The 26467-nt window shown below is 38.0% G+C and carries 26 protein-coding genes; 5 read left to right on the forward strand and 21 right to left on the reverse strand.

Translation table 11 applies throughout. The annotated features are described in order from the left end of the window. Window positions 1-26 precede the first annotated feature (26 nt). Both Q8S25_RS05915 and Q8S25_RS05920 read right to left on the reverse strand, forming a co-directional pair. Window positions 27-557: a DUF6705 family protein gene (locus Q8S25_RS05915; RefSeq protein ID WP_305535803.1), complete on the reverse strand. Its 531-nt coding sequence runs from the start codon at window positions 555-557 to the stop codon at window positions 27-29. Window positions 558-809: 252 nt separating this feature from the next. Continuing rightward, entirely contained in the window at window positions 810-2657 is a 1848-nt protein-coding gene (locus Q8S25_RS05920) for a 2-oxoacid:acceptor oxidoreductase subunit alpha (RefSeq protein ID WP_305535805.1), read from the reverse strand. Window positions 2658-2841: 184 nt separating this feature from the next. On the opposite strand from Q8S25_RS05920, the gene Q8S25_RS05925 reads away from it, so the two are divergent. The 3 genes from Q8S25_RS05925 (at window position 2842) to Q8S25_RS05935 (ending at window position 7299) form a co-directional block, all read left to right on the forward strand. Further along, on the forward strand, window positions 2842-3609 hold the full coding sequence (locus Q8S25_RS05925) for a Bax inhibitor-1/YccA family protein (RefSeq protein WP_304760589.1): 768 nt from the start codon (window positions 2842-2844) through the stop codon (window positions 3607-3609). A gap of 129 nt (window positions 3610-3738) precedes the next feature. Next, complete coding sequence (locus Q8S25_RS05930; RefSeq protein ID WP_305535807.1) at window positions 3739-5742, forward strand: dehydrogenase E1 component subunit alpha/beta; 2004 nt, start codon at window positions 3739-3741, stop codon at window positions 5740-5742. Window positions 5743-5751: 9 nt separating this feature from the next. Continuing rightward, entirely contained in the window at window positions 5752-7299 is a 1548-nt protein-coding gene (locus Q8S25_RS05935; protein WP_305535809.1) for a serine hydrolase, read from the forward strand. Between the two features lies 1 nt (window position 7300). Here the strand turns inward: Q8S25_RS05935 and Q8S25_RS05940 are convergent, their stop codons facing one another. The 7 genes from Q8S25_RS05940 to Q8S25_RS05970 form a co-directional block, all read right to left on the reverse strand. Beyond that, window positions 7301-7960 carry a DUF1501 domain-containing protein gene (locus Q8S25_RS05940; protein ID WP_305535811.1) on the reverse strand — a complete coding sequence of 220 codons (660 nt, stop codon included), beginning with the start codon at window positions 7958-7960 and terminating at the stop codon, window positions 7301-7303. 942 nt (window positions 7961-8902) lie between these two features. After that, window positions 8903-9346 carry a PepSY-like domain-containing protein gene (locus tag Q8S25_RS05945; protein WP_295235022.1) on the reverse strand — a complete coding sequence of 148 codons (444 nt, stop codon included), beginning with the start codon at window positions 9344-9346 and terminating at the stop codon, window positions 8903-8905. Between the two features lie 339 nt (window positions 9347-9685). Then, window positions 9686-10957, reverse strand: a complete 1272-nt coding sequence (locus Q8S25_RS05950; RefSeq protein WP_295235020.1) for a HAMP domain-containing sensor histidine kinase — start codon at window positions 10955-10957, stop codon at window positions 9686-9688. 3 nt (window positions 10958-10960) lie between these two features. Then, window positions 10961-11635, reverse strand: a complete 675-nt coding sequence (locus Q8S25_RS05955) for a response regulator transcription factor (RefSeq protein WP_295235018.1) — start codon at window positions 11633-11635, stop codon at window positions 10961-10963. Between the two features lie 70 nt (window positions 11636-11705). After that, a complete protein-coding gene (locus Q8S25_RS05960) occupies window positions 11706-12932 on the reverse strand; it encodes a hypothetical protein (RefSeq protein ID WP_295235016.1) in 1227 nt (408 codons plus the stop codon). Next, window positions 12929-13369, reverse strand: a complete 441-nt coding sequence (locus Q8S25_RS05965) for a Rieske 2Fe-2S domain-containing protein (protein WP_295235013.1) — start codon at window positions 13367-13369, stop codon at window positions 12929-12931. The genes Q8S25_RS05960 and Q8S25_RS05965 overlap by 4 nt, the downstream gene beginning before the upstream one ends. A 13-nt stretch (window positions 13370-13382) precedes the next feature. Next, on the reverse strand, window positions 13383-14579 hold the full coding sequence (locus Q8S25_RS05970; protein WP_305535815.1) for a di-heme oxidoredictase family protein: 1197 nt from the start codon (window positions 14577-14579) through the stop codon (window positions 13383-13385). Between the two features lie 114 nt (window positions 14580-14693). Here Q8S25_RS05970 and Q8S25_RS05975 point away from each other — a divergent pair, with 114 nt between their 5' ends. After that, on the forward strand, window positions 14694-15350 hold the full coding sequence (locus tag Q8S25_RS05975; RefSeq protein ID WP_295235008.1) for a metal-dependent transcriptional regulator: 657 nt from the start codon (window positions 14694-14696) through the stop codon (window positions 15348-15350). A 21-nt stretch (window positions 15351-15371) separates the two neighbouring features. Here the strand turns inward: Q8S25_RS05975 and Q8S25_RS05980 are convergent, their stop codons facing one another. After that, on the reverse strand, window positions 15372-15782 hold the full coding sequence (locus Q8S25_RS05980) for a hypothetical protein (RefSeq protein ID WP_305535818.1): 411 nt from the start codon (window positions 15780-15782) through the stop codon (window positions 15372-15374). Window positions 15783-15853: 71 nt separating this feature from the next. Here Q8S25_RS05980 and Q8S25_RS05985 point away from each other — a divergent pair, with 71 nt between their 5' ends. After that, the gene (locus tag Q8S25_RS05985) at window positions 15854-16216 is read left to right on the forward strand and encodes a hypothetical protein (RefSeq protein WP_295235035.1); all 363 of its coding nucleotides are present in this window, start codon (window positions 15854-15856) and stop codon (window positions 16214-16216) included. Here Q8S25_RS05985 and Q8S25_RS05990 read toward each other — a convergent pair. The 11 genes from Q8S25_RS05990 to Q8S25_RS06040 form a co-directional block, all read right to left on the reverse strand. Continuing rightward, window positions 16124-16339: a GDCCVxC domain-containing (seleno)protein gene (locus Q8S25_RS05990; RefSeq protein WP_295235003.1), complete on the reverse strand. Its 216-nt coding sequence runs from the start codon at window positions 16337-16339 to the stop codon at window positions 16124-16126. The genes Q8S25_RS05985 and Q8S25_RS05990 overlap by 93 nt on opposite strands. Before the next feature lie 6 nt (window positions 16340-16345). Next, a complete protein-coding gene (merTP, locus tag Q8S25_RS14710; protein WP_371131582.1) occupies window positions 16346-17620 on the reverse strand; it encodes a mercuric transport protein MerTP in 1275 nt (424 codons plus the stop codon). Then, window positions 17617-17994 (reverse strand): metalloregulator ArsR/SmtB family transcription factor, encoded by a 378-nt coding sequence (locus Q8S25_RS06000; RefSeq protein WP_305535820.1) that lies wholly within the window; start codon window positions 17992-17994, stop codon window positions 17617-17619. Before Q8S25_RS06000 ends, merTP begins: the two co-directional genes overlap by 4 nt. 90 nt (window positions 17995-18084) lie before the next feature. Beyond that, window positions 18085-18219, reverse strand: a complete 135-nt coding sequence (locus Q8S25_RS06005; RefSeq protein ID WP_305535822.1) for a hypothetical protein — start codon at window positions 18217-18219, stop codon at window positions 18085-18087. Between the two features lie 229 nt (window positions 18220-18448). Continuing rightward, window positions 18449-20488, reverse strand: coding sequence for a heavy metal translocating P-type ATPase (locus tag Q8S25_RS06010; protein ID WP_295234977.1), 2040 nt, complete (start codon window positions 20486-20488; stop codon window positions 18449-18451). Between the two features lie 90 nt (window positions 20489-20578). Beyond that, complete coding sequence (locus Q8S25_RS06015) at window positions 20579-21553, reverse strand: CHAD domain-containing protein (RefSeq protein ID WP_295234974.1); 975 nt, start codon at window positions 21551-21553, stop codon at window positions 20579-20581. A gap of 188 nt (window positions 21554-21741) precedes the next feature. Next, the gene (locus Q8S25_RS06020; protein WP_305535824.1) at window positions 21742-22113 is read right to left on the reverse strand and encodes a DUF3703 domain-containing protein; all 372 of its coding nucleotides are present in this window, start codon (window positions 22111-22113) and stop codon (window positions 21742-21744) included. Window positions 22114-22150: 37 nt separating this feature from the next. After that, window positions 22151-23017 carry a neutral zinc metallopeptidase gene (locus Q8S25_RS06025; protein WP_295234968.1) on the reverse strand — a complete coding sequence of 289 codons (867 nt, stop codon included), beginning with the start codon at window positions 23015-23017 and terminating at the stop codon, window positions 22151-22153. A 40-nt stretch (window positions 23018-23057) separates the two neighbouring features. Next, complete coding sequence (locus Q8S25_RS06030) at window positions 23058-23282, reverse strand: hypothetical protein (RefSeq protein WP_305535826.1); 225 nt, start codon at window positions 23280-23282, stop codon at window positions 23058-23060. Between the two features lie 33 nt (window positions 23283-23315). Further along, complete coding sequence (locus Q8S25_RS06035; protein ID WP_305535828.1) at window positions 23316-24005, reverse strand: DUF1345 domain-containing protein; 690 nt, start codon at window positions 24003-24005, stop codon at window positions 23316-23318. Window positions 24006-24269: 264 nt separating this feature from the next. Beyond that, window positions 24270-26459, reverse strand: a complete 2190-nt coding sequence (locus tag Q8S25_RS06040) for a bifunctional SulP family inorganic anion transporter/carbonic anhydrase (protein WP_295234959.1) — start codon at window positions 26457-26459, stop codon at window positions 24270-24272. Between the last annotated feature and the right edge of the window lie 8 nt (window positions 26460-26467).

Consider the following 26467-nt stretch of genomic DNA (forward strand, 5'->3'; position numbering starts at 1 on the left):
GTATAAATTATTTAGAAGCATTTTCATTACCTAAAAATAGTTGGAACTGTTGTAGTAATTCTTTTCATTACTATTTTAGCGGGAAATGTCTGCCCTTCAAGATATGTTTTGTTACCATCACGCCATGCCTCTTTTAAGCTAGTTGTTAATATCGCGCTTTTATTATTTGACAAATTAAGTTCTCCATTTAGCCATCTTTCTCTTGTTAAATCAAAAATGCTTAATTGGAGTTGCCGTTGATTGCTTTTATATGAAGCTATAATTGTATGAAGTTTATCTAGTTTCATTGATATTGAATCTAAGCTACTTTCTAGAACCTTATGATTATTCGAAATTTTATGCCATCCGTATAAAAAAACAATTGAATCAACAGGATTTATATCTTCTACTTTTGATCTTGTTTGTAATAATACAATTGTAATTGTATCATTATTAAAAATACCCATCCAGCGTCCTTCGAATTTTTTCTTTGCTTCTTTTGATAACTCAATTTTGTCCTGTGCACATATTTTGCCAATAAAAAATAAATAGAATGATGCAATAAATATGTTTTTCATGGATTATTATATTAACAAGGTTACTCAATTAAGGCACTGTAAAACATCCTAGTTTTTATGATTCAACCGCTAATTAATAATGAAAAAAATACTGTAATTTATGTTTGCAGTCATTTCTAGCTATGTTAACCAATCAATCTTCCTCATTTGTTAATGAGCTTTTTTTGCAAAGGCTTTTTAGTTTCAATTCGCGCTATTGCCGATTCTAATCTGGCTCTATATCCCCATTATTATTTACTGAATTAGGCATTTCTATAACATTTTCGAAATCGCATCCACCAATTCCCCTTTCGTAATAGGTACACCCATGATTTTGTTGTAGCCTTTTGCATCTACTAAATATTCATCACGAATGATTTTAATCAATTGGCCATTGTTGATTTCTGGAATCAATACTTGATCAAAATTGGCAATGATTTCTCCTAAGTTACTAGGGAATGGACGCAGGTAACGAATATGCGCATGGCTCACGGCATGGCCCGCTGCTTGCAATTCTAATACAGCACTTTTGATGGCACCATAAGTAGAGCCCCATCCGAGTACCAATACTTTACCTTTTGATGGGCCACTGTCAATGGTTTGTAATGGAATATATTTTGCAATCAAGTCTACTTTAGCCTGACGAACTTTCACCATATGCTGGTGGTTTTCTGGCTCATAACTGATATTACCTGTAACGTCTTGTTTTTCTAATCCACCAATACGATGTTCTAAGCCTGCAGTACCGGGAACAGCCCATGGTCTGGCTAATTTTTCATCGCGTTTATATGGCATGAACTTAGGTTCATCTTCTGCTAATCCTTTTTTGAAGCTTACGGGTATTGCTGGCAAGTCTGCACTTTGAGGGAACTTCCAAGGCTCTGCTCCATTGGCAATATATCCATCACTTAACAAAATCACCGGTGTCATATGTTGAATAGCAATTCTTACCGATTCAAATGCCACATCAAAACAATCAGATGGTGTGGCTGATGCAATCACTGGCATAGGACATTCCCCATTTCTTCCGTAATAAGCTTGCAACAAATCGCTCTGTTCTGTTTTGGTTGGCAATCCAGTGGATGGGCCACCTCTTTGGATATTGATGATCACCAAAGGAATTTCTAGCATCACGGCCAATCCCATGGCTTCTGTTTTCAATGCCATACCTGGGCCTGATGTAGTAGTGATGCCGATTGATCCACCATAGCTTGCACCAATCGCGGCGGTGATCCCCGCAATCTCATCTTCTGCCTGAAATGTTCTTACACCAAAACTTTTGTACTTACTTAAATCGTGTAAAATATCTGAAGCAGGTGTAATAGGATATGTTCCTAAAAACAAAGGCAGCCCCGATTTTTCGCCAGCCGCAATCAACCCTATGGCCAATGCCTGATTACCCATAATGCTGCGATACAAGCCAGCAGGCATTTTGGCTTTCTCTACGGTATACCTTGATGTAAATGTTTCAGTTGTGTCTCCGTAATTGTATCCAGCTTGCAACACTTTAATATTACTCTGCAGAATGTTTTCTTTCTTTCCAAATTTCTCTTGTAAAAAATCGATGGTATTGTCTAGTTTTCTATTGTACATCCAATAGATATAGCCCAATACAAACATATTCTTTGCACGGTCTCTTTCCTTGGTACCTAAATCGGTAAATTCTTTTAATGCTTCACGTGTTAGTTTGGTCACGTCAATTTTGATGACTTCAAATGAATCCAAACTACCATCTTCTAAAGGATTCACGCCTTCTGGATAATTAGCTAGTCGTAAATTCTTTGCATCAAAACCATCAATATTTACAATGATTTTACCACCAGGCTTAATGGCTTTCAAATTCACTTTTAATGCAGCTGCATTCATAGCCACCAACACATCTGCAATATCTCCTGGTGTAAATACTTTATTAGAAGAAAAATGTAACTGAAATCCACTCACCCCTGGAACCGTTCCGATTGGGGCCCTGATTTCTGCGGGAAAGTCTGGAAAAGTAGCCAGATCTATCCCTAACAATGCCGTATTATTGGTAAACTGTTGACCCGTTAATTGCATCCCATCACCACTATCCCCTGCAAATTTGATTACCACACTTTGTAAAACCGACTCTTTGTTATTCATCTATGCTAATTGAGAGGGCAAAGTTACCAATTTTGGGGGGCATCTAAACTGTCCTTTCGGCATCTTTTGTGCAATTATTGCCATTTTCGTAAACAAAATCCGGTTTAGAACTTGTTAAAGCGCATGATTGCCCCCTTGGAATGAAATTTGTTTATAGTAGATTTGAAACAGAAAAAAATTCAATATGGCAATTTTTAAATCGGGTAACCCTACCCTTACAGAAAAGATGTTTGATAAAAGCCACGAAATGGCTGCTGCCAATATGGGCACGATGACTGTTAGAGGCGCTATCAACAAATTTGGTTTTATGATGCTGATGCTGATTGCAGGTGCAGCATACAACTGGAATTTATACGAACAACTAAAGCAAGATACCATGATGACCCTCATGTGGGTAGGTATTATTGGTGGATTAATTTCTGCTTTAGCAATTAGCTTTAAACCCAATTGGGCACCTGTTTTGGCGCCGCTATACGCACTATTAGAAGGCTTATTCATTGGAGCTATTTCTGCTATAATGAACGCAGCATTTGCTGAGTCTTATCCTGGATTAATTATGCAGGCAGTGGGTCTTACATTTGGTGTAGCATTGGCCATGTTCTTACTGTATAATTTTCGCATTATCAGCGCTACCCAGCGTTTTAAATCAATAGTATTTACCGCTACATTAGGTATTGGTATCTTTTACTTAATCACCATGGTATTGCGCATGTTTGGCGTGAACGTTAGCTTCATGTACGACAGTAGTCTATTAAGCATTGGCATCAGCTTATTTGTAGTGGCAATTGCAGCGTTAAACCTAATCATGGACTTTGATATGATTGAGCAAGGTGCTGAAAGAGGTGCTCCTAAATTCATGGAATGGTATGGTGCTTTCGGCTTAATGGTAACCATTGTTTGGTTGTACATTGAAATGCTTAAATTATTAAGCAAGCTCAGCAGCAGAGATTAATTTTTATCAAATTTTATATTGAAAGCCTCGAAGCAATTCGGGGCTTTTTTGATGGAATGTTTCAAGACTTTTCATTCGGGAAGCTCCACAAATAGGGTTAACTTTATTGCCTAATAATGTATTATAGCCATGGATTTTAATCGGGAACAGTTCAGCAATGAAGAATTGATTTATCTCTATCGCAATTTGTTGTTGCCAAGAATGATTGAAGAAAAAATGTTGGTGCTCTTGCGTCAGGGAAAAATCAGTAAATGGTTTAGTGGGATTGGGCAGGAAGCCATTGCAGTGGGCGCTACATTGGCCATGGCCAACGATGAATGGATTATGCCGCTGCACAGAAATTTAGGTGTATTCACTTCTAGGCAAATGCCTTTGAATAAATTATTTAGACAATGGCAGGGCAATAAAGATGGGTATAGTAAAGGGAGGGAGCGAAGCTTTCACTTTGGATCGAAGCCTTATCATATTTGCGGAATGATTTCTCATTTAGGTCCGCAGTTAGCCATTGCCGATGGTGTTGCATTGGCTTATGCTTTAAGAAAAGAAGCAAAAGCTTCTGTTGCATTTTCAGGAGATGGCGGAACCAGTGAAGGTGATTTTCATGAAGCGTTGAATGTGGCAGCAGTTTGGAATTTGCCGGTCATATTTATTATTGAAAATAATGGATACGGTTTAAGCACCCCCGTAAACGAACAATACAAATGCGAGCAATTGGTAGACAAAGCCAAGGGCTATGGAATGGAAGGCATTCGCATTGATGGCAATAATATTTTAACAGTATTCAATACCATCAAAGGAGTAAGAGACTATTGCATTAAAAATCAAAAGCCATATTTTATTGAGTGCATGACTTTTAGAATGCGCGGACATGAAGAAGCCAGCGGCACTAAATATGTACCCAAAGAATTGTTTGAAGAATGGGGACATAAAGACCCAGTAAAAAAATACGAGCAGTTTCTGATTAACGAACAAGTGATTACCGAAATGGGTATTGCGGATATTAGAAACGAGTTCAGGCAATATATTGAAACAGAATTAGCGGATGCATTCAACGCCAATGAAATGGTGGTGGATACTGCAGAAGAAATAGCCGATGTATTCGCACCTAAAAAATCAATAGAAGGCGTTATTGAATTAGACAATAATCAAGCAGCCGCAGCAACTCCTTCAAGAGAAGCCAGACTAGTTGATGCAATTTCCGAAGGCTTACATATGAGCATGGAAAAGCACGAGAACCTAGTATTGATGGGGCAAGACATTGCAGAATATGGAGGTGCATTTAAAATTACCGAAGGCTTTGTAGAGAAATTTGGAAAGGAAAGAGTGCGCAACACACCGCTTTGCGAAAGTGCCATTGTAGGTACTTGCTTAGGTATGAGTTTGGAGGGATTTAAAACCGTGATGGAAATGCAGTTCGCTGATTTTGTGACAGTGGGCTTTAATCAAATCGTCAATAACTTAGCTAAGATTCATTATCGTTGGGGACAAAACGCCGATGTGGTTGTTCGCATGCCAACTGGTGGTGGAGTTGGTGCTGGACCATTTCATTCGCAAAGCAATGAAGCTTGGTTTACCCATGTGCCCGGTTTAAAAGTGGTTTATCCATCCAACCCGCACGATGCAAAGGGTTTAATGATTGCCGCAATCAATGATCCTAATCCAGTTTTATTTTTTGAACACAAAGCACTCTATAGAAGCATTAGTGGAAAATTACCGCAAGCCTATTATGAAGTTGCCATAGGAAAAGCCATTACGGTAAAAGAAGGAGACGATATCAGCATTATTACTTATGGAGCTGGTGTGCACTGGGCATTAGAATACCAAGAAGCGCATCCAGAAATCTCCCAGCATATTATAGACTTGAGAACATTGGCCCCTCTAGACTATTCCGCTATTAAAGCTGCTGTTGAACAAACAGGTAAAGTATTGATACTACATGAAGACAATTTAGTAGGTGGCATCGGTGGAGAAATTAGTGCATGGATCAGTGAACATTGTTTTGAATTATTGGATGCGCCTGTGTTGAGATGCGCTTCCTTAGATACGCCTATTCCATTTAATATTGAATTGGAAAAAAACTATATGGCCAAGAGCCGATTAGATGAACAGGTACAGCAATTGCTTAATTATTAATTCCCTCTTATGCAATCAATGGTAAAAAGAATAACTACAATCGTATACACATGTTGTAGTGTAATAATTGCAACCGCTCAACCAAATCCGAATGAGCAATACCAAACACCTTTTTTTGCAGACAAGGACAGAGCAGCAAAAGTGAAAGCAATCGCACCGGTGATTCAATCCATGTACAGCAATTATGCAAAAGCCAATCACTTCCCCAGCTTTTCATTTGGCGTAGTGGTAGACGGTGAATTGATCGTGAGTGGCAGTGAAGGATATAGCAACATCACTAATCAAACAAAAGCCAATACAAGAACCATGTATCGCATTGCTTCAATGAGCAAAAGCGTTACCGCCATGGCCATCATTAAATTAAGAGACGAAGGAAAATTAAAATTAGACGACCCTGTTTCCAACTATATTCCTGAATTAAAAAACCAGGCACTCACCAAAGATGCAGCTCCAATAACCATTAGAGAATTACTTACGCATTCCAGTGGATTACCCGAAGATAACCCATGGGGAGACAGACAATTGGCTGATACAGAGGAAGAATTAATTGAGCTGTTTAAAAAGCAATTGAGTTTTTCGAATGTAAATGGAACTGAATACGAATACAGCAATGTTGGTTTTGCCACATTGGGTTTAATCATTAAAAAAGTAACGGGCCTATCCTATAGCGAATACATCAACCAACATTTTTTTAAAAGATTGGGTATGCAAGCTGCCTGGGACTATCGCAAAGTTCCTACTGACCAATTGGCCAAAGGCTATCGTTATGTAAATGATTCTTTTAAAGAAGAACCATTGTTACCCGATGGTATTTATGGGGCAATGGGGGGATTAATCACCTCTGTTGAATCATTCAGTAAGTACATGGCAATGCACCAACAAGCGTGGCCAGCAAGAAATGACGCAGAAAACATTATCATCAATAGAAGTAGTATCCGCGAAATGCACCAACCTTGGCGATTTGCTTCCATGAACCCATATTTCAATTATGGAAATGGAATTGCTTGCCCTGCAGTTTCAGCCTATGGATATGGACTGAATATTTTTAGAGACTGTAATAACAAAGTATATGTAGGACATAGTGGCGGATTACCAGGCTTCGGAAGCAATTGGCGCATCATGCCTGAATACGGCATCGGCGTAGTGTTGCTGGCAAATGTAACATATGCACCCACTTCATCAATTAATTTAAAAGTATTGGATAGTGTAATAAAGTTAGCAGGTTTAAAGCCGATTCAATTACCAGTCTCCACTATTTTGAATCAGCGCAAAAATGAATTGGTAAAATTGTTACCTAATTTTTCTAACGCAAAAAAATCGGGCATTTTTGCGGAAAACTTTTTTGATGACTACTATACCGATTCTTTGGTAAAGCAAGCCACAACTGCTTTTCAAACAATTGGCAAAATCACTAAAATTGAAGAACTGATTCCAGAGAATCAACTCCGCGGCTCCTTCATCATCCATGGAGAAAAAGGAAAACTAAAAATCTTCTTTACCCTTACACCAGAGAATCCTGCATTAATTCAGGAGTATCGGTTGAGTGTGGTGAAGTGATTTACCGAATAATCTCCAACGCCTTCCCCTCCCACTTCGGAAATAATATGCCGTTATTGTTGATGCCTAAATGTTTATTCGCCACGCCGCTAAACACCGATCTAAAATCAGTTGTAACGGGAAGATCTCGTTGGTCTTCTAATTGGTCTTTGGCCAATGAGCCTATTTGTTGATACAGTTTTCCGCCTTGTACATCATTGCCTAAAATAAAGGAACAACTGGCTCTTCCATGATCGGTGCCACCTGTTCCGTTTTGTGCAACCGTTCTGCCAAACTCGGTCATGGTCATTACGGTTACATCATCTTGGTAAGCACCCATATCATTCCAAAATGCTGCAATGCTATCGCTAAAGTCTCGCACGTTGCGAGCGAATACGCCGTTGAGGGTACCTTGGTTAAAATGTGTGTCCCATCCCCCACTCTCTGCAAATGCCACTTCCAATCCTATGTTCATTTTGATGAGTACGGCAATTTGTTTTAATGAATTACCGAGTGGACTGTTGGGGTATACTACGCCCGCTACGGGTTGATAATTTTTAATATCATTTACATTCAGCATTTTCAACGCTTCAAAACTTTCTTTGCCTGCTCTATTCAATAAACGATTGCTGGTTTGTTCATACAATTCTTCAAATGAACCTGCTGTTAAATTAGCAGCCATTGAAGAACTGATTCAAGAAAACCAATTACATGGTTCCATCATCATAAATGCAGTAAAAGGAAAACTTAACGTCATTTTTACACTTACATAAGACAATCCTTTATTGATTCAGGAGTATAGGTTGAGTATGGTAAAGTCTAAAAAATCTAATTTAAACATAGACATGATTATAAATTTTCTAATGAACCATCATCCATTTACTAACGCAAAAAATACCTTACTCTCTACACTAGATTTCACATTGTTTCTTTTAGCAATAACTAAATAGCCTCTTGACTTAAATCATAATTGCGGATTATTTTTAACAAATTTTATACAAAAACTAAGGGGGTTAATACAAAGCGATACTGATTTCATTGAATAGACCGTAGCATTTGTTATAATGTTCCACATAAGAAAAAGCATGGTTTTGTCTCTAAGGTTATGTTTTGCCTTAATGCCAAAAGCATCTAATTCAAATACCATCGCTGCCGGGGCAAACTGTAGATGGTTGTCTATTTTAATTTGCTTGTGGGGATTTTCTGTATACATCTCATCTTTAAATTCTCCGTTTAATCATTGCAGCCCTTCATCTTCAATGGCAGTAAAATCGTATGCTACCATTAAGCCGGGTATGATGTAAGACTTTACGTTGAATGACTTTTTGTGGGGCGGCAATTGCCAGGAAAGATTTTGCCGTGCTTAGTCCTGAATATAAAGAATACTGGTAGAAGAATCGGTAACCTGTGCATTGGCACTTATTCCCAACATGAATAATGATATTACAAAAACAGTGCTTGATTTAGAGTATTGCATGATGATTGAATTAATGAAAACTTCTAAATGAATTCTGTACAAATTCTGAATGGGAAATAAGCTGATAAAAAAAAGGGGATGTATCGTACATACACCCCCTAGCCATTAACCCTTATCCTTAGCTTATGAAAGCCTAACCATGAAAAATCAATCTTTTATTTCTTTTAAGAATTTACCGGCGGCATCAAATATCACATCCTTACCTTTCACTTCTGCTTCGTAATTCACTTCACCATTAGCTTTGGTGATTTTTGCGGCCTCACTTATTTTACCCAATTTATGCTGGGTTATATAGCTGTTGGCTGCTGCTGGCAATTGAGTAACGGGTATCTCCATTTCTGTTTCTTCCACCGTGCCGTTAGAATTGTACAGCACACTCATTTCATGCCCGTTGTGCTTAAAGCCAGCTTCGAACTTACCGTCTTCGTTATCCCATTTGGCTTTTGTGCCGGGATATTGTTTTTCAAACGCCTGCTTTACAGAGGCAGGAACATTTGCATGTGCTTTCTTTTCATTTTTTTCATGATTTTGTGCAAAAGTGGCGGTTGTAATAGAAGCTGCTGCAACCATCAGCATTAAATACTTTTTCATTTTGTTTGTTTTTTAATTTTTAAAATATAATTGTAAAGCTTTAATTCAATTCTGTAGAAAGACTGTAGTTTTTATACAGCGTAAAGATTTTAACGTTTCCTCAAAACTGTTACCTAACTTTTATAAAATCTCCTTCCTTAGTTTACAGGATTTGTTTACTTCCGGTACTCACTCTGTACTGCATTTCCTTGTAGTTGATGTAAACCACTTTCATAAAAAAATATCGAAAATAGAATCATTGCTTTTATAAATAACAAGTGGCACATGAACTTTAATAATTAAGTAGATATATAATACGTAAATTAATTCGTGATATTTAAATGAAATCTTAAAAATAATTCAGGAATTGCTAAAGCTTACAGTGAATGAATGTAAACTATCAGAGTAGGTATAAGTAATAGCTGCTTTATACAAATTGCAAATCCGCTTTGCAATTTCAAGCCCAAGACCCAGGCTATTGGCGTCAGAAGTTTGTTTTTGAAACCTTTGAAAAAGGCAGGTTGCATCTAACGAGTCTGTGTTGCCAGTATTGCTGATACAAAATTGGTTGGGCTCAATGATTATATTAATTTTGCCCCCCTGCACATTGTGGCGGATGGCATTTGAAACTAAATTGCCAATCAGAATTTCAATCAACGTTTGATTGGCATTTATTACAGTATTACAAGCTACTCTTGTATGAAGGGATAGTTTTTTTTGATTAAGTGCATTTTTATACTGCTCTGCCAGTTTTTGAACCGTAGTATTAATATTTACGATTTCCTTGACGTTAAACTGATCGTTATCAATTTTTGAAAGCAAAAGGAGTGTTTTATTTAACCGGTTCATCCGCTGCCCAGCATCTGACAGCTCTGTTATCAGTTCTGCCTGTTCCCCGGTAAGGGGTGTAGTTTGCATCAACAGCTCTACTTTACTTTGAAATACTGCCAGCGGTGTTTGCATTTCATGTGAAGCATTCTCCGTAAACTCTTTCTGAGAGAGATACATTTCATGGTTACGACTCGTTAGGGATGTGATGGTTGTATTTAAATCAGCAAACTCATCAATTTCGGTTTTTCCCAATTCAATACTATTTTCGCATTCTATTTTATAGTCATGCAACTTACCTAATGTTGCATAAAAGGGTTTCCACAGCTTATTGGAATGATAACGGGTGATGAATAACAAACCAACAATTATGAGTACTAAAATTACCGCTTGCACAGTCACTATGCTGAATATTAAGTTATCGTTATCTACCAGCGATTTACGTATCGTTATATTGTACCATTCGCTTTTCAGCACTACTATGCTTTCTAAAACACGGTGCGGCACATTTTCTTTAGATATGGAATCAAAAAACAAAATTGTATAGGTGGAATCTTTTATTCGTTTAGTATTTGCAGGTTTGATATGAATATCAGGCTCAAAAACTTCAAAATACTCAAATGGTTTATTTGCAATTACCTTTTCCATCTTTGCCATCAGGTCAGCCTTCTGAGCAACAAGGTCTTCGTCTACATCTTCAGCAACAATACTTGTTAGCTCAAAATAGAACACCGGCACTGATACAATCAATACCAATACGGAGTATACAATATACCCTTTCAGCGATTTACTGAGTAATTTCATTTCTTAAATATCAAACTTATAGCCCATCCCGTAAATAGATTTTATATAATCTTCGCAACCAGCTAGTACCATTTTCTTTTTTAAGTTTTTCATGTGGGCATAAATAAAATCAAAGTTATCAAACACATCTGCCTCATCACCCGAGAGATGCTCTGCAATAGCATTTTTAGAAACTACACGGTTTTTGTTAGTGACAAGGTAAAGGAACAGGTCGTATTCTTTTCGGGTAAGGTCAACTCCTTTACCGTTTACCGAAACTGTTTTGGCAAGGGTATCAAAAGTAAGTTCATTCAATTCAAGCACCTTATTGCCATCAAACCTTCTGCGCCGAATTACCGCAGCAATTCTTGCACTCAGTTCAGAAAGATGAAAAGGTTTTGCCAGGTAGTCATCTGCACCAAGATTTAAACCGGCAATGCGGTCGTCAATCAAATTTTTAGCCGAAATAATTATTACCCCACCCGTTTTATTATCTGCTTTCAATTCCTTTAATACATTCAATCCGTTTCCATCCGGCAAAGTGATGTCCAGCAATACACAGTCGTAATCGAAAGACTCTGTCTTTTCAAGCGCAGTTTTAAAATCCACTGCTACTTCGCACAGATAATTTTCACCCTTAAGATAAGTTACGATGCTTTTACTTAATTCTTTTTCGTCTTCTACTATTAACAATTTCATCTAATACTTTTGGTAAAATAAAAGTACGAATTTGAAGAGATTCTGAATATTCTGACAAAATGATATAACCCTAAAAATATGTACTCACGCCAAACTGAAAGCCAGCCAGCTTAGCCGGTGGATTACCTAAAATATCTTTCTGCCAGTTGTAACGGTAGTTCAGCCGAATCACTGTTTGTTCAGTCGGTCGCCAGCTAATAGCAGAAACAATGGAAAATACTTCGTCACTGATATTTGCACCTGTGGACTTAAACTTTCCTTTATTCCAATCCACATATTCAAAACGTAAGGCTGCGTTCATAACTGACTTGTCAAAACCAAAAATTGGTTTCTTATAAATAGGTTGTACAAAGTCAATAAACCCGCCTTGTTGTTTTCTACCAAATTGTTCAGTGTACGTTTCAGGAACATCCACATACACCCATGCCCATTCAGCACTGATATAGGTATTGAATTTTGGAAGTACGCTGTTAAAGTCTATTGCATATACATTCACTCTTCGCTTCTTATCCAATACTAATCCACCATCTTCGTATTTATTGTAAACACCACCAATATAAGATAGTCCTAATTCACCAATCTTTCTGTTTCTTACAGCAACTTTACCGGTGAACAATGGACTACCGTTAAAACTATCTTCAAACCTGTTTTTGTTTTCTTTACTGGCCGGAAGAAAAGTTTTGTTTTCAACGTTATCAATTATTTTATCATCAAACCCATTGGTGAGATAAGCTTCATAAGCATACACCCAATCCTTCACAGATTTTTTTCCAAATAGTCCAAAGCCTACATTACTCCAGGTTGCCGGAAGCATTTGAGTGGCAGATATTGGCCTGTCTACAAATTCCCATTTAGGTCCGTCATGGTTTTGATTAAAGGCACCGATAGGATTCATTACAATACCACCTCTCAAATTCAGAAGAGGAGCGAACTCAAAATCAATCGATGCAAATTCAATATTGATTTCTTTGGTACCGTCTTCAAATTCAATCTCGCTCAAAAACTTAATTCGTTTGGAAATAGACGAAGACACAAACAACGTCAATCGTCGCATTTGGAACTGGTGTCCTTCAGAGATGCCGTCTTCCTGTAAATACTGGTAATTGGTTTCTGCATATCCTCCCAATGCAACAGGCAGTTTGCCTAACTGAAGAAAGGGACGATTATATACCGCATCCATGTTTAGTAACAATCCCGATGTATCCTTTGAAGTTCTTCTTAATAATACTGGGTCTATCTGAGCAACGGCAACAGATGAAATGAATACAGATAGAATGGTTAGTATAATTGTTCTCATACTTTTCTTAAATCAATAAAGATTTGGTTGTTGTTAAGCATTACGGGAAATGTCCTCAGATCCCTGTCTGCAGGTCCGTTGGTTACTTTTCCACGGTTGCTATATTCACTTCCATGCGCAGGGCATTGGAGATAATCACCTGCTACATTCAGTTCGGCTCCCTGATGGGCACACTGCATCCAAAGAGCGGCGTAATCAGTATCACTGAATCTGTACACACATATAGGAAAAACTAATTCTTCGTTTCGAACAACTATATACAATCGGTATTTGTCTTTTCCCTTTAACGCAAATTCATTTACATCAATCAATATTCCGTCTTTAGTCATTTTTCCATTAGCGAATTGTGTAGCGGCACAGGAACTCACTATAGCGGATAAGGCGGTTGCACCAATGCAGGCGGTACAAGATTTTACTATAAATTCTTTTCTATTCATTTTTGTTTTGGTACTACAACGATTTCAAAAATTTTATCAGATTGTTTTTATCCTGCACTGAAAGTTGCTGAAATCTTTCTTTGCTTTGTTGTGCTTCTCCACCATGAAATTGAATAGCTTCTTCAATACTCTTTGCTCTTCCGTCGTGCAGCAAAAAGTATTGTCCTCCTTGTGAATTAGGAGATAAACCCAATCCCCAAAGGGGTGGAGTTCTCCATTCAGACGTTTTAGCATTGCCTTCCGTATAATTATCATCCAAACCAGGTCCCATATCATGCAGTAGTAAATCGGTATAAGGATGAAAAAGCTTATTAGCTAATGGAGCAATTGAAGAAAAGCCGGTTTTTAATGTTTGCTTATGGCAACTTTCGCAGCCAGTTTGTATAAAAATATTTTTTCCCTGAATTACTTCTGCATCATTCTGGTTGCGTTGAATAGGGGCTTTTAATGTTTGCAGGTAAAAAACAACACTGTGAACGGTCTGATCGGAAACTTCAGGATCAATATTTAAGCCTGAATAAACATCTTGCGGATGAAATGTGGAAGTAATACCAATATCCTGGTTATAAGCATTGACGGTTTGATGCAGTAAATTATGAGCTGCTGCTTTTTTGCCAAACCGATGAATATATTTTCCGTTTTGTGTGATAGCGTTTGAATTGGGTGTAATAAACGAAGGCAGGGTTATCCAGTTTGGCACACCTGAAATACCATCGCCATTAATATCATTCGGATCAGTCATTGCCAATATATCTGCATCAGAAACAAGCTCAAGAAATCCCAAGCCGGTATTTGCAGGCGGGGTAAACTTAGAAAAGGTTGCTCCAGCAGGTATTTGCTCGGGAGAATAGCCGGGCAAAGCCCTGCTTTGCAGCTGTGGTCCACCGAGATGAAGAAACTGGTTGCCGGTACTATCTGTTTGCCCGAACCTTGTGAGTGTAGTAAACGGGTGTCCTTTGCCATCTCCCGCATGGCAACTGCCACAACTCGTAGCCACAAAGATGGAACCTAAACCGTTTTGAGAAGTGAATATCTCATCGTTAAAAGCTACATCCCCGGCAAGGAACTGACGGTTCTGTTCGAAACTAAGACCTTCCACTGGTCCGTCGAGCAGTTCGTCATCGGGAGGAGTTCCCGGTAGTATTTTCTCGCAGGCCACTACGGTTGTAATGACCAGAACGATTGCAGTTATGATTTTAAATTTCTTCATTTTGTCGTAAGGCAGGTAAAATTATAATATTAGATTAATATAAAAGTAAAATTAGGCTAATCTAATTTAATTTTTATACCTGTTTTACTATCTTCACCAAAATAATTCAGAACTGTGCATTCATTTACCGAAGAAAACTATCTCAAAGCCATTTATAAGTTGCAGGAAACCAATGGTGAAGTAGTTGCTACCTCAGCCCTTGCCCAGGTAATGGGGGTGCATGCCCCCTCTGTAACCGATATGCTGAAACGGATGGCAGGGAAGAAGTTGGTGACTTACCAAAAGTCGAAAGGCTTTAAATTATCAGAAAAGGGAAAAAAGGTGGCAGTTGGTATTATTCGAAATCACAGGCTTTGGGAAGTGTTTCTCGTTGACAAGCTTGGTTTTCGATGGGATGAGGTGCATGATATTGCTGAACAATTGGAGCATATTCATAGTGAGGATTTGGTGAACAAGCTCGATGCGTTTTTGGGCTACCCTAAAGCCGATCCTCATGGCGATCCTATACCTGATGCCAATGGCGTTTTACCCAAATCAAAATCTGTTTTACTTTCAACGCTTAAGGCCGGTGACGAGGGAACATTTACCGGAGTAACAGACCATTCCCCGGCTTTTCTGAATCATCTGGATAAATCCGGGATTTCGTTAGGCAACAGTATTAAGGTAAAAGGAGTTGAAGAATATGATCAAACATATACACTTCAATTAAAAGGGAAAAAGGAAGTGGTAGTAAGTTTTAAAGTCGCTAATAGTTTATTGGTCAGGGGGTAACCTTTCCAATTATGTAAGTATTCAATTGACTTCGTAAAAGGTAAGCAGGTTTCTGTCAAGGTCAACAACAGGAAATTCTTTATGACCCCAATACTGAGCTTCAATTTTTGTATCATGGCTATGTAACACTTCTTGCTTTTTATACTCTTCAAACAATTCTTCTATGCTTTGAACTTCTATTCTGCAACTTGCTGTACCTGCAATAAAACTTTCTGCTCCAGTCCATATTGGTTTTAGTGCTAAAAATATGCTTCTCCATTTCCAAGATTTATCACATGATTGCCAAAGATGAATTTCAATATCATCACGAACTGCAATAGCAAATGTATCTTCCTGGTGGCGAATAGTAAACCCTAACCTGTTTGTGTAATACGCACATGAAACTTTAATATCCTGAACAGGAAGGGCAGGAATAGTTTTTTTCATTTTCATACTCTTAGTGCTTTATACTTTTATGCCTCGTTAATTCAACTATAAAAGCTACAGTAGCTATCAGAAAAATAATGACACCTGCATATACCTGTGGTTCTTTCAGTATGGGTAAAGCAAAACAAAACATTGCACAATTAATTGCATTTGTTATTACCGCTATCCATTTTGTGAACTTTGAGCCGCCTCTGTCTATTGCAACAAGGTTAAGCAGTCCTGAAAAAACAATTGCCATACCTGCTCCTACAAACCAGAGCGTATCGGTATTCATGTATAGAGGAAAAGCAAAACTGATATGCACTATTCCGAGTAGAATAATGATGTATGAAATTATTTTAATAAGACTATGCACAACAAGATTTATTCATCTGTATTGGAGGACAAGCAACAGTACCGTAGCTGCAAAATACACAACAATCTCCCTGCTTTGGTTTTAGTACAGTTTCACAATTTGTACATTTATAGAAATATTGACAAGCATCAGTAGGCATAGTTTCTTCTTTCTGAAAACCGCAATCAGGACAAGTTATGGTTGATTGCAGTATTAATGTGCTTTCCATTCTTTATTAGTTTTTATCGCAGCAGGATTTACCGCTTCCTGGTGAACATGATTTATCTTTCTCACAACTTTCTTCAGATGCAATGCAAAGTTCCACATGAGGCATTTTGCCTTTTCCTACATATTTTTCACCTGCTTGTTGTATTTGGCTCTCTACTTTATTATAAGCTTCTGTTGTTAAGTCTTTGTAAGAAGAGATAGAAAGAAACAGGTCAGCATAAATCTTTTCAATATCTGCCTGGAACTGTTTTTCAAATGAGGGCTTTATTAATTTGTTTGATTTATAACTGGCAATTGTATTCTTTGCAATAATAGCTGCTTCTTCTGTGCTTAACTTATCAACTTCTTTGCCCTTATACCATTCACTGCTATTCGGAAAGGTTTTAGCATAATTAGCTTCTCCTGTTTGAGCTAATGTTGAAAGCGGAATATTATGATTGGCGCTAACCGCATTAATGATTTCCACCTTTTTGTATTCTTTCGTTTTGGTATTCCATTTTACTGCTACAACTGTTCCTTTCTTGTTCAGCCAAGCTCCTTCTATGGCATCATTATACTTCTCCAAATCAACTAACAGAAACTTCGCTTTACTACCGCAGCCAATTGACGGTGCAGCATGACAAACTAATGGGGCTTCATAGAATGAAACTCCTGTATTATTTGTACTCATAAGATCATAACTTTTTACTTTATAACCTGTTTTATTAATGGCAGCTTCGATAGTCTTTACATCGACTTTTGAATTAGCAAAACTTACCAAACTACTGCGTGTAGCATAAGATGTTTTATAATCGATTACTCCATTTACTTTAGCAAGTTCATTGTTTACATGTTCTTCGCAAGCCTCGCAGGTCATGCCTTGTATGGTGAACTTTACCTGTTGCTTATTATCAACCGATGCAAGTGTTATTGCCTGTACTTTTGGTCTTGGATAAAACATTTTTGCATACAGTGGGAAAGTCATCATCAGAATGGCAAAAACAGTTACTAAACCTAAAAAGGTTTTAGACTGAAGCAATGACACTTTCTTAGTTGTTTCGCAATTGCAATCCATATCGTTTGTTTTAGCTGGTTTTAATTTAAGATACCATGCAAATGCTAATACGGCAATTGATAAACCTATTAAATAAGGTCTTGCCGGTTCTATCCAGGAAAAGTTAGCTGCAATACTGCTGCTACCTGCAAGTAATGCTATAACAGGGGTTATACAACAAAGTGAAGCTGCAATAGCAGTAAGAACACCTGCACCGGTAAATGTGCCTGATGATTTTGTACTTATCATACTGTTTCCAGTTTTTGAGTTTGTACATTAATATGTTTGAAGAAAGGTCTTAATATCTTTAAATTCTCTTGAGTAAGAGAATAATAAATTGTTTGTCCTTCTTTCCGGGTTTCAACAATATTTCCATCCTTCAATTTTCTCAGATGTTGTGATACGGCGGGAATACTCATGCCTAAAATATCAGCAAGGTCGCAGGGGCATAACTCTTTTTCTTCTTCCAGTAAATAGATAATCTTCAGCCTCACTTCGTTGCCTGCTAAAGCCAATATATTAGACAGGCTTGCAAAAGACTTTTGTGCTGTCTTCAACTTGCTTTTGCAATTCTTTATTTGCTCCGGGTCTGCAAACAACCTGATACAAGTATTGTTTTCCATGAGGTAAAGGAAGGGGAAATAATTATTTAAGCAAATACTTAAATACGATTACATTTTACCACAGGCTTGCCAGGTTGTGCAGGCAATTCATCAAATCCTCTTTCTCTGAATTCTCACTGCATTTAAAATAGCCAGCAAAGCCACCCCCACATCAGCAATCACTGCTTCCCATAAAGTGGCAATACCACCTGCCCCTAAAATCAAAACGAAAACCTTTACGGTCATTGCCAGACCGATATTTTGCCAAACAATATTCCTGGTAATTTTTCCAATTTTAATTGCCGAAACTATTTTAGAAGGCTGGTCATTTTGAATTACTACATCAGCTGTTTCAATAGTGGCATCACTTCCCTATCCTCTCATGGCAATACCTGCATCCGCAAGGGCAACAAGTATAGTCGGAAGGTTTTAATACATAGGGTGTCTCCAACCAGCCGACTAAAAAATGAAGTTCTTAAAATTTCATACGCTGTATCCTAACTGCATTAAGAATTGCAAGTAATGCCACACCAACATCTGCAAAAACCGCTTCCCACATTGTCGCAAGTCCACCTGCACCTAATACCAATACAACTGCCTTTACTGCAAATGCAAGTGTGATATTTTGCCAAACTATTTTTTTTGTTTGCTTACCGATGTTTATTGCTATTGCAATTTTACTTGGTCTGTCATCCTGGATTACCACATCAGCAGTTTCAATAGTTGCATCGCTGCCTAAACCACCCATAGCAATCCCTGCATCGCTCAAAGCCACAACCGGTGCATCGTTTACGCCGTCGCCTACAAAGGCTACTGTTTCGTTGCGGCTTTTTATTTCTTTTACTTTGTTTACTTTGTCTTCAGGCAATAAATCGCCAAAGGCGTTATCAATTCCTAATTTATCAGCAACAAATTTAACCACGTTTGTTTTGTCACCACTCAGCATAGTCAGTTTTACATTCATGCTATGCAGCTTGTTCACCGCTTCCTGTGCATCTTCCTTTATAACATCGGCAATGGTAAGGTAGCCGGCAAAATTTTTATCATAAGCAATGGCAATTAAAGTGTAAACAATGGTGTTTGGGTCAATGTCGTACTTGATGGAAAATTTATCCATCAATTTAAAATTACCTACCAATAATTCCTTTCCGTTTATTTCAGCCTTTAAACCATGCCCGGCAATTTCTTCTGTTCTATTTAATTGTATAGATGCATTTATCTCACCCACATATTCGTGAATAGCTGTTGCAACAGGATGTGTACTTTGGCTTTCCAACACATTGACCATTTGCAGTATTTCATCTTTGTTAAACTCAGGCTTTATGTTTACTTCCTGTACCTTAAAAACACCCTCGGTCATTGTACCGGTTTTATCCATCACAACGTTTTGGATACCAGCCATGATGTCTAAAAAATTACTGCCTTTAAATAATATACCGTTCTTGCTGGCCGCACCTATGCCGCCAAAATAACCCAATGGGATAGAAATAACCAATGCACAAGGACAAGAGATAACTAAGAAAATCAAAGCCCGGTACAGCCATTGGCTGAATACATAGTTTTCTACAAATAGCATAGGTACTACGCATATGAGAACTGCCAACAGCACTACAATTGGGGTATAAATTTTTGCAAACTTGCGAATGAATAATTCTGTTGGTGCTTTTTGTGCCGTAGCATTTTGTACCAATTCCAAAATTTTACTCAGCTTGCTGTCTGTATATGCAGTGGTAACTTTTACCTGTGCAACGGTGTTTAAATTTATCATTCCTGCCAATACAATTTCTCCCTTAGCTTTTGTATCGGGTTTACTTTCGCCGGTAAGTGCAGCGGTATTGAAGGATGCAGTATCCGAAATTAGTTCTCCATCTAATCCTAATTTTTCGCCGGACTTTAGTTGTATGATGTCTCCAATTTTTGCCGCTTCTGCTTTGATTGTTTTCGGCTGGTTGTTTTCTAAAATGGTTACTTCATCGGGTCGCTGGTCAAGCAGGGATTTGATGTTTGCCTTTGCCCGCTTTACAGCCAAAGTTTGAAACACTTCGCCAACTGCATAGAACAACATCACCGCCACACCTTCAGGAAATTCCTGGATAGAAAATGCACCAACAGTAGCAATACTCATCAACAAAAACTCAGAAAATATTTCTCCTTTTGATACACTTACAATGGCTTCTTTTATTACCGGAAACCCAACAGGTGCATAAGCAGCTACATACCATATAATTCGTACCCAACCTGTAAACCAGGCTTGTTGTATCCAATTATCAAAAGCTATTGCAAGCAGCAACAATACCAAACTAATAATAGCCGGTAAAAACATTTTAAAAGTATTATCACTTCCGCCAGAGTGGTCGTGCCCGTCATCGTCGCCATGTTCGCTATGATCATGCCCATCGGTTTCAGTATGCCCGTTTTTTAATAACTCTTTTGCTCCGGCTTTAGCATAAATTTTTTCCTGTTGTGTGCAGCAAATCTGTTTGCCTTGTGCGTCGTATTGGTGTTGATGTTCCATTTATTTTATTTTTATAAATATTAAATTGGCTTCTTTTAAACCTGATTATTAGTGTTTTAGTTTTATACTGCCTTTTTTAAAATAAAAAAATCAGTTCGCTAAAAGGTATTTTAAATTTTCTTCCTTAAAAAATGTTTCTGCTATTACTTCTGCCTTATCTAAAAGTGTTTCTAAAGTTGGTTGGTTTTTGCCCAACAGTTTATAGGTTTGGCTATAAGCATCTTCTTCTTGTAGCAGGGCTGTATTTTGCAAGGCTTCTTTTACCACTACTACCCGTAATCCTTCGTCTTTCAATTTTCCTAATTCGGCAATCGTCCAACTTAAAGCTAAAAAATGATTTTTGGAAATGCGTATCGGGCTTTGTACTGTGATAATTGCAGGTATTTTATTGTAAGGCGATTTTACAATGGTATCTGTCAGGTATTTTTGCAAACTTGTAGTTGGCTTTGTATTTAATTTTTTATATTGAAATACACCTTGCAATGCCTGCGGATAAATAGAAAGCCAACGTAGTTTGCGGCGCAACTCATGTACATCCTCTTCTACATTATCAAACTTATACCCTGTTTCAGTTACAAATTCTTCTACTTTTTTTATTGCTTTGATATAAAATTCCTTTATGCCGTTTACTTCCTTTTCGTCTTCCTTCCAGTTTGTATCATTTATTATATCGTATATTTTATCTAACTGCTTTCCATTTAACCAATTTTCATCTTTTAAAATGGTATTTAATTCTTTTATTTTTTTATCGGTTTGTTCTTTTAAATAATCAACAACTGCAGCAGGCACTTTTTTATTTTCTGCTAATTCCTTTGCAAAAGCAGCATAATAATCAACAGCACCTAAAGCATCTTCAAGGGCTTTAAATTGTTCTTTACATTTTTCCAACGCTTTACTGTCATATACTTTTGTGTATATTCTTGCTAACGCTTCAAGCATAAACATGGGTGTTCGTAAATCATTTAAAAAAAGCCACATAGCCGGATTGTTTTGTTTGGCCGCATTGGTTAACAAGGCTGCTATTTTAGTAAGCTGTAGCTCAAATACTTTTTTTCCTATTTTCATTGTGTTTAATTTATAAAATAAAAAAAAGGTTTCAGATATTTCTATCTGCAACCTTTTACAATAATTGTGTATTATTTATTATGCCATAAATGTTGCTGCCATTCCTAAAACGGATGCAAGCATTACTACGCATTTCCAACAATTGAGTCTGTTCATTTCTGTTTGTTTTATGAATGTAAAAATACATGCTATTTCGTTTTTGTATTGTTAATTATTTCAGCAAGGTCTTTTGCTATTTCCATGGGTAGTAGAGGCGGCACATTTGCGCCACCGGTATTACCAACAGGAATATTGCCAACAAAAGATTTTATACCCCCAACCAATAACCTTGGAATTTGTCCCATTACCTCTTTCCAATTCTTTACTTTGATACCGAACAAAAACATTCTCCAATGGACTGTTGTATGCTGGCAAGGATAAGGCTGCGCTAAAATATGCGCCCTTTCCAGGTGCCGCCAGCTTATCATATAATGCCCTTTTTTAAACGCTACAACAGCTTTTGTTAATTCCTCCTGATAGAATGGCTGGAGCGCCTTTGGCATTTTTGTATATACTTTCATAACAAAATAGTATGCGTGCTGTAAATGGTTTGTTTGTTTACTTCTTCAGCGAAGGGTCATTGAACGTATCTCCTTGTTTTATATCGCCGGTTTCATAGCCTTTTTTAAACCAATACATACGCTGTGCCGATGTGCCATGCGTAAAAGCATCCGGCGTTACCTGGCCAGTAGCTTGCCGTTGCAGCCTGTCGTCACCAATGGCATTGGCAGCAGTCAATGCTTCATCAATGTCATCAGTGTCTAAAATGTTTTTCATCTTTTGCGCATGATGCGCCCATACACCTGCATAAAAATCTGCCTGTAATTCCATCATTACAGAATAACGGTTAAACTCAGTTTCACTCAACTGCTGGCGAAGCCGGTTTACTTTATCCGCCGTACCCATCAGGTTTTGAATATGATGCCCCACTTCATGCGCCACTACATACGCCATTGGAAAATCTCCCGGTGCATTTAGCTTGTTCTGCAAATCCTGGTAAAACGAAAGGTCTATGTACATTTTATTATCACCGGGGCAATAAAAAGGTCCTGATGCTGAACTGGCATTGCCGCAGGCAGAAGCTACTGAACCACGAAACAACACCAGCGTAGGTTCTGTGTATTGGTTACCGCCTTCTGCAAAAATTTTATTCCATACATCTTCTGTTTCAGCCACTACCACTTTTACAAATTTTGCCCTCTCTTCATCCGCCGCCTGTTCTTCAGGTGTCATTTGCGAAGTTTGATTGCCCTGTTCACTAAGTTGCTGCTGTACCTGTGCCGGATCAATATTACCGCCGCTTAATAATGTATATAAAAGATAAATAACAAGCCCGGCTACGCCACCGCCAGCTGCTAACTTACCACCAGATATACCACGACGGTCATCTACGTTAGAACTTTCTCTCCTTCCTGTCCATTTCATACAACAGTATTTTAGTAGTTATAAATTGGTGATATGATTGTTATGGTTTTGATTTATTAAAGGCATCTATTAACTCTTCTTCAATTAGTTTTGGCAGCTCATTATGAGCAGGGATGTTAAGTATCAGCATCCCTGTTTTTCTGTCTTCTTTTAATGTATAATAATCACCCATTTTACCTTCTGTAAAAAAAGAATCAAACTGAATTTGTATATGCACCAATTCCTGGTTAAAATTTTCTTTCCATTTTTCTGTATCGGTTTTCATGGTATTTGTTTATTTTTTTCTACGTTAAAATCTTTATTGTTTAAGTCCGGCAATGGTGTTAATAGTTAATGCCACAATAATTGTATTAAACACAAAGGAAATTAAACTGTGCAGCAACACAAAACGCCTGATAACCCGTGAATTTACCTGCACATCCGAAACCTGGAACGTCATGCCTATTACAAAAGAAAAATAAGCAAAGTCCAGATAGTCTGGATCCTCCTTGGTTGGAAAATCTAAACCACCAACGTTGCTACCTGTGTTCAACTTATTATGGTCGTGGTACAAATGTGCATACCTGATGGCAAAGGTTGTATGCAGCAAAATCCATGAAAGCAAGACGGGAGAGAGCGAAACGATGGTATGAAATATTTTATTAAAGGATGATTCTCCTTTACTGTTTAAAAGTAATAATGTGCCAAACAGGCTAAAGCAAACAGCTACAAGCACTATCGTAAAAATTATTTTAAGCCCGTCATCCTGGTTTTCTACAATAGTGCATAATTCATTTGGCGTTGTAGTAAAAAAAAGAATCCAGCTAAGTAGAATCATACAAAGACAAAAAGTGTCCCAGCCCAATATGATCCTGCTTTTTGGGTCGACTTTCAGAACAAACAGAATAATATACACAACAACAGTAAGTAAAATACAAACCAATACTTTAGTTACACCGCTTAAATTTTTAAGCCACGATTGCTGGTTGTATTGTATTTTTTTACTCATAAAAACAAATTAAGGTTTAAACAACCATTCCCAAAATTAAAAACAACAGGAAGCCAACAAAAAAAGCGGAAGTGTGCCACACTGTTTCTTTTTCCTCATGCGCTTCCATTAATAACTCTCCGGTAAATTAGCAATAGCCAAATACCCTGCGGTCAGGTATAAGCGCATGAGTAATGCTTAATAATATGGTGCCCGTAATTATACTGTATATTTTTATTTTTCATAATTCATTTTCTTTTTCATTTGCAGCCTTGCCAGATGTTATCACCTAACATTGGCAATCAGCTTACCAAAAATTACTTCCCCGGAAGCTGTGTCATAATATGCCGACACAATGCCGACAGCTCCGGTTTGTACCAGGTCTTTTATATAACTACTGTTTTTAAGTATGGCATTTACTGAGTTTTCGATATTTAATTTGCACACCGTTTCCTGCAAGTCATCATTGTTTTCAAAGGAAGGTGCAATAACCATTGCTGTATCTACTGCCGGTTTTATTTTTTGGGTAATCACATCACTCTTTCCTTCCTGTACGGAGTGTACTGCTACAGCAATAGCACCACACTTAGAGTGGCCTTTTACAACAATGAGCTTTACGCCAATTTCTTTAATAGCCAGCTCAAGGCTTCCGATAATATCTTCATTAATAATATTACCTGCAATCCTTACGGAGATAATATCGCCCAGGCCGGCATCAAAAATAAGTTCGGGAGAAGTTCTGGAATCAATACAGCCGATGATTACAGCCATCGGATACTGGCCGGATGAAGTGGCATTTACCTGGTGACGAAAATATTTTTCGTTCCATTTCCCCTGCCGGAACCGCTCATTTCCATTCTTTAATAATTCTACTATCCTTGCAGGGGTCAGTTCTTCCTGAGCTTGCCTGTCCAGCACATTTACAAACTGTATGTGGTCTGATAATTGGTATTTTTCCTTAACACCGACAATATTGACCTTAATATTTTTTTCAGGTGCAATTACATTCTTGAAATCAAGAAAAATTTCCAGCACATCATTGTCAATAAAATCTGAATAGCTTGCATCAATTACCACATTGCTGTTTTCCGGCACATCCCAAAGTGTATCTTTTATACTGGCCTTATTTAGAAATGAAACCTGATTGGGTAATTCAATACGGATTGTTTCGGAAGTGTGCAACTGAACTTTTTCAAGAGTGAAAGGATTTTTATAATTACTTTTTAATAAGTAAAAAAGACTTACGGCGAGCCCGATTAAAATACCAATCAGCAGGTCTGTAAATATGATAGCTACAATTGTTACCACAAAAGGAATTAACTGGTTCCACCCTTTGGCATACATTTCTTTGAATATGGAAAATTTGGCAAGTTTATAGCCCGTAACAATAAGTATAGCTGCCAACGAAGCAAAAGGGATTAAGTTAATAAAGGGGCTTAACACAAGAATCGCTGCCAATAAAAACACACCGTGAATAATACTGGACAACTTTGACTGTGCTCCTGCATTGATGTTTACCGAACTCCTGACGATAACTGATGTTACCGGTAATCCTCCTACAATACCGGAAGCAATATTGCCAATACCCTGCGCCAATAATTCACGGTTTGGGGGAGATTGTCTTTTGTGTGGGTCAATATTATCTACGGCTTCCAGGTTCAGCAGGGTTTCTAAAGAAGCTACAATTGCTACGGTTAATGCGGTTAGCCAAACGTTGTAATTGCTTAAAATCGTTAACGACGGAAATTTGATAAATGAAGATAAGTCGCCAACGGAGGTGGCGGGAATATTTACCAGGTGCGATTGCTGAACGTATAACGCAGGTATGAAGGCACGGAAAATTTCATTTATACCGATTCCCATCAACACGACAAAAAGTGAAGCCGGGAAAAGCTTCATCTTTTTTAACGGCGTTTTATCCCAGGCAACAAGAACAACTATGGACAACAAACTAATGAGCACAACCCCCGGAGTGATGTGAAAGAAAGTATTAAAAAGATGTGAGAATGTATTTTCACCGTTCCTCTGTATAAATGCGAAATCATCCTGGTGTGTGGAATCATACCCAAACGCCTGCGGTATTTGTTTCAGAATAAGCAACAAACCAATTGCCGCCAGTAAACCCTTAATTACATTAGATGGTATATAATTGGCAATAAAGCCGCCTTTCAAAACTCCAAATGCAAACTGAATAACACCTGCTATCAATAAGGCGGCTGAAAATACTTCAAAGCTTCCGAGCCGGGTAATAGATGCCAACACAACGGCGGCAAGCCCTGCGGCCGGGCCGCTAACACTGGTTTGAGACCCGCTGATGCAGCCGACAACAATGCCGCCTATTATTCCGGCAATAATGCCTGATAATAAAGGTGCCCCTGAAGCCAATGCCACACCAAGGCACAACGGAAGCGCCACGAGGAATACTACTACTCCTGCCGGGAAATCATATTTTAATTTTGAGATTGTGAATGCCATTCTTATTT

Origin of the sequence: Sediminibacterium sp., assembly GCF_030695065.1 — a bacterium.
GTDB lineage: Bacteria > Bacteroidota > Bacteroidia > Chitinophagales > Chitinophagaceae > Sediminibacterium.